7 protein-coding genes and 1 pseudogene are annotated in these 7269 nt (G+C 75.1%); 4 read left to right on the forward strand and 4 right to left on the reverse strand.

The annotated features are described in order from the left end of the window. From G6556_RS15705 to G6556_RS15720, 4 genes are all read right to left on the reverse strand, one after another. Positions 1–229: hypothetical protein (locus G6556_RS15705; RefSeq protein WP_166943472.1), on the reverse strand; the 229-nt coding region annotated here is incomplete at its 3' end. Next, on the reverse strand, positions 210–944 hold the full coding sequence (locus G6556_RS15710; RefSeq protein ID WP_240934612.1) for a signal peptidase I: 735 nt from the start codon (positions 942–944) through the stop codon (positions 210–212). The genes G6556_RS15705 and G6556_RS15710, both read right to left, overlap by 20 nt. A gap of 25 nt (positions 945–969) precedes the next feature. Then, positions 970–1611: a hypothetical protein gene (locus G6556_RS15715; RefSeq protein WP_166943475.1), complete on the reverse strand. Its 642-nt coding sequence runs from the start codon at positions 1609–1611 to the stop codon at positions 970–972. A gap of 83 nt (positions 1612–1694) precedes the next feature. Continuing rightward, entirely contained in the window at positions 1695–3599 is a 1905-nt protein-coding gene (locus tag G6556_RS15720; protein WP_166943478.1) for an EAL domain-containing protein, read from the reverse strand. A 317-nt stretch (positions 3600–3916) separates the two neighbouring features. Here G6556_RS15720 and G6556_RS15725 point away from each other — a divergent pair, with 317 nt between their 5' ends. From G6556_RS15725 to G6556_RS15740, 4 genes and pseudogenes are all read left to right on the forward strand, one after another. Continuing rightward, a complete protein-coding gene (locus G6556_RS15725) occupies positions 3917–4606 on the forward strand; it encodes a PilZ domain-containing protein (RefSeq protein ID WP_166943481.1) in 690 nt (229 codons plus the stop codon). Positions 4607–4684: 78 nt separating this feature from the next. After that, a complete protein-coding gene (locus G6556_RS15730) occupies positions 4685–6370 on the forward strand; it encodes a DEAD/DEAH box helicase (protein WP_166943484.1) in 1686 nt (561 codons plus the stop codon). Between the two features lie 161 nt (positions 6371–6531). Continuing rightward, a complete protein-coding gene (gene msrB / locus G6556_RS15735) occupies positions 6532–6939 on the forward strand; it encodes a peptide-methionine (R)-S-oxide reductase MsrB (RefSeq protein WP_166943487.1) in 408 nt (135 codons plus the stop codon). 70 nt (positions 6940–7009) lie between these two features. Next, positions 7010–7269, forward strand: a pseudogene (locus G6556_RS15740) (hypothetical protein); the annotation flags it as partial.

The following is a 7269-nucleotide window of genomic DNA, read 5'->3' on the forward strand; positions in this document are numbered from 1 at the left end:
TGTCCGTGGGGGACGGCGTCCCGCCGTCCGTCGGGGTGATGGTGATCGTGATGCTCACCGTCGCCGAGTCGCCGAACCGTGCCGACGCGAACCCCGCCGCCGGCCCGATCAGCGCCGCGCCGACCAGCAGCGTCGCGAGGACGAGCCGGCCCCAGCGCCCGAGCAGCGGCGCCTCGCCGGCGTCCCCGGCCGCCCCCGCGGGGCGGCGGTCAGCCGAGGAGGAGGGCATCGTCGTGCCGCTCGCGCGCGGACGGCCGGCGGTCGCCCGCGGCTCGTCGTGCCCGCCGGTCGTCGAGCAGGGACAGCACCTCGAGCGCCGCCAGCGCCGCGAGCGGCGGCACCAGCATCACGGCCCGTCCCTGCGCCGACCCCGCCCAGTCGAGCACCCAGCCCCAGCGCGGGTAGACGTCGAGGATGATGCCGCGGACCTGGCTGAGCGGGGTCGCGTTGGGGTCGGGCTCGGTGTTGGCGTCGCCCTTGGTGTAGATGTACGGCCGGGTGAGCGCGTCGCCGGTCTCGGGGTCGTAGGCCTGCACCATGCGCCCGGAGGCGGCGTCCTGCTGCAGGACCGGCAGGTTCCGCAGGGCGATGATCCGGTGGGTGACGAGCTGGTCGCCGCCCGCGGGCCAGAACGTCGCGACCTGGCCGACGCGCAGCTGGGACGGGTCGTCGATCCGGCGCATCACCACCGCGTCGCCGGCGTCGAACGAGCCCTGCTCCGGGCCGGACATCGACCCGGAGGTGACGATGAGCAGCCGCTGGCCGTTGGCCTGGAACCACAGCGGCACGGCCAGCGAGGTGGCGTACGCGAGCCCGCAGACGGCGATGACGGTCCACAGGGCCGTGCGCAGCGCGCGGCGGCCCTTCGACTGGGGGGTGGCGTGCCGCGGCCGCTCCGGGTGGGGTGCCCGGCGCTCGACCGCGGGGACCGGCCTCCTGCTCATCTGCGTCTCAGCGCCTCCGGCGGGATCAGCGGTGCGGGTCGGTGGGGTCCTGCTCGGCGACGAACGTCAGCCGCAGGTCGGCGCTCGCCTCCTGGTACTCGTTGCCGATCTCCTGCGGCACCGAGACCCGGACGCAGAGCTCCTCGGCGGCCGACGAGAACAGCGACCGGCCGACGGGGACGATCTCGGTCGCCGTGCTGGCGAGCCCGGCACCCGAGGAGCCGATCGGGGCGGCGCCGGCCAGTCCGGCCTCGGTGCACTGCGCCGCGGGGACGGCGAACACGTCGAGCGTCAGCGTGGCCGCGAGGTTCTTGGCATCGCTGGTCGCGGCGTACTGCACGCCGTAGACCAGGGCGAGCGACCCGGCGTTGGTGACCGTGACGGGGCTGTAGACCTCGTCGCCGGGGGCCAGGTTGCCGGGGGGCAGCGCGAAGGCGGCGTCCTCGCCGGCCTCGATGTCCACCGACCCGGTGATGATCCCGGAGCGGCCGGCGTCGTCGTTGTCCGTGAAGATCGCGGAGGTCACGAGGGAGGTCATGCCGAGGGCGGCCATGCCGAGGATCCCGACGGTCGCGACGAGGCGGCGCCGTCGTGCCGGGTCCCGCCGCGGGGGCGGGGGCGTGATCATCTCGCGGAGCAGCTCGTCCATCCGGGTGGTCATCCTCACGGGTGATCGGAACGGGTGTTACCAGGGCCTATCGGACGAATGGTGACGCACCTTGAGGCGTTCTGCCCGTTTCCGGAGTGAAGTCATGTGACGGCGTGTCGCGCGGCGGGGTCACGCGGCAGGTCCTCGGGCCGCAGCCGGTCGGCGGCGACGGCCGGGGAGTACAGGTAGCCCTGCGCCTGGTCGACGGTGAGCCGGCGCAGCAGCTCGGCGGTGCCGGTGTCCTCGACGCCCTCCGCGACCACCTGCAGGCCGAACGAGTGCGCGAGGTCGACCATCGCCTTGACGATCACCTCGGACCCCTCGCGGCCGCTGGTGGACAGGTCCGCGACGAACAGCCGGTCGATCTTGAGGCCGTGCACCGGCAGGTCGCGCAGCTGGGAGATCGAGGTGTTCCCGATGCCGAAGTCGTCGATCGACACCCGGACGCCGGCGTCGCCGAGGCGCTGCAGCACCGGCACGACGCGCGAGGGGTCGCTGACCAGCGCGGTCTCGGTGATCTCGACCTCGAGCAGCGCCGGGGCGACCTCGTGCCGGGCGAGCAGGTCCTCGATGACCTCCACGACGGCGTGCGAGGTGACGTCGTGCGCGGACAGGTTCACGGCGACCGGCACGGGGTCGCCCTGCACCCGCCACGCGGCGAGCTGCGCGACCGCGACCCGCAGGGCGTACCGGGTGAGGTCGTGGATCAGGCCGGACTGCTCGGCGAGCGGCACGAACAGGTCGGGCGGCAGCATCCCGCGGGTGGGGTGCCGCCAGCGCATCAGCGCCTCGAGCCCGACGGTGCGGCCGGTGCGCAGGTCGATCTTCGGCTGGTAGTGCAGCTCGAGCTCGTCGTCGACGCCGAGCGCGCGGTGCAGGTCGCCGAGCAGCACCAGCCGCGCGGGGGAGGAGTCGTCCTCCTCCGGCGAGTACACCGAGACGCCGAGCCGGTGCGTCTTGGCGGTGTACATGGCGACGTCGGCCATCCGCATGAGCGAGGACGCGTCCTCGGCGTGGTCCGGCAGGCAGGCGACGCCGATCGAGGTGTCGACGTGCAGAGCGAGGTCGCCGAGCATGAACGGCGGGACGAACAGCTGCCGCACCCGGCGGGCGGCGGCGTCCGCGTCGGCGACGGAGCGCACGTCGGTCAGCACGATGGCGAACTCGTCGCCGCCGAGCCGGGCCACCAGGTCCTGCTCGCGCAGCGCGCCGCGCAGCCGCTGCGCGACCTGCTCCAGCAGCTCGTCGCCGCGGTCGTGGCCGAGCGAGTCGTTGATGTCCTTGAACCGGTCGACGTCCAGCAGCGCGAGCCCGACGATCGTCCCGGACTCCTCGGCCTCGGCGATCGCCCGCTCGAGCTTGTCGCCGAGCATCCGCCGGTTCGGCAGCCCGGTCAGCGAGTCGAGCAGGGCGAGCCGGGCGTTCTCCAGCGCGGACGTCTGCAGCCGGAGCGACGCGTTCCGCACCGTGCGGAACAGCAGCAGCCACAGCAGGACCAGCCCGCCGACGACGACGAGGGTCACGGTGCGCGTCGCGCTGGCGACGGCGTCGGTCGTGCCCTGGTAGTCCAGCATCACCTCGGCGGCGCCGACGACGCTCCCGTCGTGCCGCACGGGGACGTACACGTCGAGCAGCGTCGACTCCGAGCCGCCGAACTCCTCGCCGCGCACCTCGGTCACGACCTGGGCGTCGGGCTCGCGCTGCCGGACGGCGGCGTCCAGCCGCTCGCCGTCGGGGAACCCGGTGGTGTCGGCCTGCGAGTCGTACAGCAGCGTCGAGTCGACGGTCCACAGCCGCAGGCGGCGCAGCTCGCGGAACCCGGCGACCTGCTCGGAGACCGCGGCGGCCTGCTCGGGCGCGAGCACGCCGATCGTGAACGCCTCCTCGGGCACGGACGAGGAGGCGTACGACTCGATGCTGCGGGCGAGGGCGATGCCGTCGCGCTGCGCCTGGTCCCGCATCACGTTCCCGGTGACCCACACCAGCGCGACGCCGAGCGCGAGCATGGCGACGACACTGACGACGGCGAAGTACCGGGTCAGGGGCCAGCGCCGGGTCGGGGTGGGCAGATCGGCCTCGTCTGCTCGGAGGGGTCCGGCCGGTGCGGGTCCGCACCGGTCTCGGGCCGAGGGTAGGGGCCGTTGCCGGAAATGGCGAGAAGATCCTCGTTGTGGCGGTTCGCCGTTTTTGCCCGACCGGGTCGGCAGCGGGTGAGAACCGGCCGCGACACGGGTCCCCACCCGTTCGGATCACGTGCGCGGGGCGGGCGCCGGGGTAACGTCGGGCCGCCCACGCCCCCTCTCCCGCGGACGGACCTGCCTGCATGCACGAGCTCGCGCTGTGCTCGGTCGAGCACGACGGCCACGCCGTCCTCAGCGGCTACGTCCGCACCTTCGAGGACGGCGTGCTCTGGGCGGGCTTCGAGGACATCGTGCGGGGCGTCGCCGAGGGCGACGTCTACCTGCTGCGCGTGCTCGACGACGCCCGCGGCGAGTGCGTCTACCAGGGCGAGGTCGCGCGGGTCACCGTGGACACCGTCGCGTTCGTCGGGGTCGAGCTGCTGTCCACGCTGCAGAAGCGCGCGGTCGCGCGGGTGGCGGTGCACGTCGAGGTCCAGGGCTTCGCGCGGCTCGCGGCGGTGCCGGAGGACGGCCACGAGCACGGTCACGAGCACGGCGCCGAGCACGCGGGCGACGCGGCCGGCGAGGCGCCCGCCGTCGACGGCGAGGCCGACGAGGTCCCGTTCGTGTTCACCGTCCTCGACGTCTCCGCGCACGGGATGCGTATGATGAGTCAGACTGACCTGCCCCTGGGCAGCGAGGTCAGGTTCGTCTTCCCCGAGCTGTCCGCCGCGTTCTGGCTGCAGGCGGTCGTCGTCCGTGCCCAGCCCTCGCGCTCCGGGACGCACTACGGCTGCCGGTTCGTGGAGACCTCCACCCGGGAGACGGACGAGCTCTTCTCCTACGTCCTGCGCACGCAGGGCGCCCTGCGCCGCCAGCAGAAGCTCGCCTGACCGAGCCGCCGGCGCCGGTCGCCGCCCCGCGCGCAGCGGCCGCGGACCCCCGACCACCGCCGGAAAGGCGCCCCCTCCATGCCTCGCTTCACCGACCTCGGCGTGCCCGCCGCCCTCGCGCAGTCCCTCGCGCAGCGCGGGATCACCGACCCGTTCCCGATCCAGACGGCCACGCTGCCCGACACGCTCGCCGGCCGCGACGTGCTCGGCCGCGGCCGCACCGGCTCCGGCAAGACCCTGGCGTTCTCGCTGCCGGTCGTCACCCGCCTCGCCGACTCGAAGGCCCAGCGCGCGAAGGCCCGGCCGCGCGCGCTGATCCTCGCCCCGACGCGCGAGCTCGCCACCCAGATCCACGCCACGATCGAGCCGCTCGCGGCCACCGCCGGCCTGTCGTCGACCACCGTGTTCGGCGGCGTGGCGCAGAGCCGCCAGGTCAGCGCGCTCAACGGCGGCATCGACGTCCTCGTCGCCTGCCCCGGCCGGCTCGAGGACCTCATCAAGCAGGGCCTGTGCTCGCTCGACGCGGTGGAGATCACCGTGCTGGACGAGGCGGACCACATGGCCGACCTGGGCTTCCTGCCGGTCGTGAAGCGGCTGCTCGACAGGACCCCGCGCGGCGGCCAGCGGCTGCTGTTCTCGGCGACGCTGGACAACGGCGTGGACACCCTCGTCAAGCGGTACCTCGACCGGCCGACGACGCACTCGGTCGACCCCGAGGTCGCGCCGGTGTCGACCATGACGCACCACGTGCTCGCGGTCGCCGACGCCGACGCGAAGAAGGAGGTCGTCCGCGAGCTCGCCTCCGGCACCGGCCGCCGCGTGCTGTTCACCCGCACCAAGCACCAGGCCAAGAAGCTCGCCAAGCAGCTCACCCAGGACGGCATCCCCGCGGTCGACCTGCAGGGCAACCTCGGCCAGGGCGCGCGCGAGCGCAACCTCGCGGCGTTCACCTCGGGCGAGGTCAAGGTCTTGGTCGCGACCGACATCGCGGCGCGCGGCATCCACGTCGACGACGTCGAGCTCGTCGTGCACGTCGACCCGCCGGCCGAGCACAAGGCGTACCTGCACCGCTCCGGCCGCACCGCCCGCGCGGGCTCCGGCGGCGACGTCGTCACCGTGCAGCTCCCCGAGCAGGCCGGCGACGTCCGCGACCTCACCCGCAAGGCCAAGATCACCGTCACGCCGCAGCGCGTGGCGCCGGGCTCGCCGGTGATCGCGGCGCTCGTCGGCGAGGTGGCGGCGCACGTGGCCCCCGCGCCGGCCGCGGCGCCCGCGCAGCCGTCCCGGTCGCGCGGCGGCTCGTCCTCCGGCGGGGCGGGCGCCTCCGGCGGCCGCGGTCGACGCGGCGGCGGCGCGGGCTCCCGTCCGGCCGCGGCGGGCTCGCGCCCGGCCGAGGGCGGCCAGCGCCCGGCGCGCGGGGCCGGTGCCCCGGCGGGCCGCGGCGCGGGTGCTCCCGCCGGCGGCGGTCGTCCGGCGCGCCAGGGCGGCGGCTCCTCCGCGCCGGCGTCCGGCGGCCGGGGCCGGTCCGACCGCGGCCGCGGCGTCCCGGTGCTCGGCGGCTCGATGGTCGCGTGGACCTCGGGCGGCGACGCGCCGTCCACCGGCTCGTACGGCGGCCGGTCCGGCGCCCCGGCGGGCGCGCGCTCGGGCGGCGCGGGCCGGTCCCGCGGCGCGGGCCAGGGCGCGGGTGCCGGTGCCGAGGGCGGCGGCGCCCGTCGCCGCCGCGGCGGCCGTGGCCGCTCGGGCGGCGGCGCCCAGCAGTAGCGCACGCGCTCCGCACCGCCCGCGACCGGCCTCCGGTCGCGGGCGGTCGTGCGTCCGGGCATCGTCGTGGAACACCGCGGCCCGCGTCCGCGTTCTGCTGCCGGCGGACCAGCCCCGGCCGCACCGGGCGGGGCGTCCGCACCGGCGAGAGGAGCACCGCGATGGCGGACAAGACCTACGAGGTCACCAAGGACGAGTCGCAGTGGCGGGTCGAGCTCAACCCCGCCGAGTTCCAGGTGCTGCGCCTGGCCGGGACGGAGCGCCCGTGGACCGGTGAGCTGCTCGACGAGCACCGCGAGGGCGTGTACCGCTGTCGCGCGTGCGGCAACGAGCTGTTCCGGTCGGAGACGAAGTTCGACTCCCACTGCGGGTGGCCGAGCTTCTTCTCCCCGCTGGCCGGCGACAAGGTCGAGCTGATCGAGGACCGCAGCCTGGGCATGGTGCGCACCGAGGTGCGCTGCGCCAAGTGCGGCTCGCACCTGGGGCACGTCTTCGACGACGCGCCGCAGACCCCGACGGGTGACCGGTACTGCATGAACTCCGTGAGCCTGACGTTCGACCCGCAGTAGGCTGCCCCCCGTGTGGGGGAGGGGAGCGCCGATGCTTCAGGGAAAGCGGTCCGATGCCGATATCCCGGACGTGGAGCAGGCCCTGATCGTCCGCCGGTGGCGCCGTTACGGCGCCGACCGGCTCTACGTCACGGCCGAGACCGGTGCGCCCCTCGGCAGCGTCGACCTCGCCACCGGTCAGGTGGCGGTGGAGGCCGACGCTGCCGCCCTCGAGGGCGAAGGGCTGGAGCAGGCCGTGCGCGGCGCCGCGCAGGCGTACCTCCGCGCGGACGTCCCCGAGCTGGTGGTCCCGACCGCCGACGTCCTCCCCGACGACGAGCCCGCGCCGGA

The sequence above is a fragment of the Cellulomonas sp. IC4_254 genome (assembly GCF_011603975.1).
GTDB lineage: Bacteria > Actinomycetota > Actinomycetes > Actinomycetales > Cellulomonadaceae > Cellulomonas.

Excerpts from the sequence above, each read along its gene's own strand:
- G6556_RS15710 (WP_240934612.1), bottom strand. The coding sequence starts at position 944 with ATGAGCAGGAGGCCGGTCCCCGCGGTCGAGCGCCGGGCACCCCACCCG.
- G6556_RS15720 (WP_166943478.1), bottom strand. The coding sequence starts at position 3,599 with ATGCTCGCGCTCGGCGTCGCGCTGGTGTGGGTCACCGGGAACGTGATG.
- G6556_RS15725 (WP_166943481.1), top strand. The coding sequence starts at position 3,917 with ATGCACGAGCTCGCGCTGTGCTCGGTCGAGCACGACGGCCACGCCGTC.
- G6556_RS15730 (WP_166943484.1), top strand. The coding sequence starts at position 4,685 with ATGCCTCGCTTCACCGACCTCGGCGTGCCCGCCGCCCTCGCGCAGTCC.
- msrB (WP_166943487.1), top strand. The coding sequence starts at position 6,532 with ATGGCGGACAAGACCTACGAGGTCACCAAGGACGAGTCGCAGTGGCGG.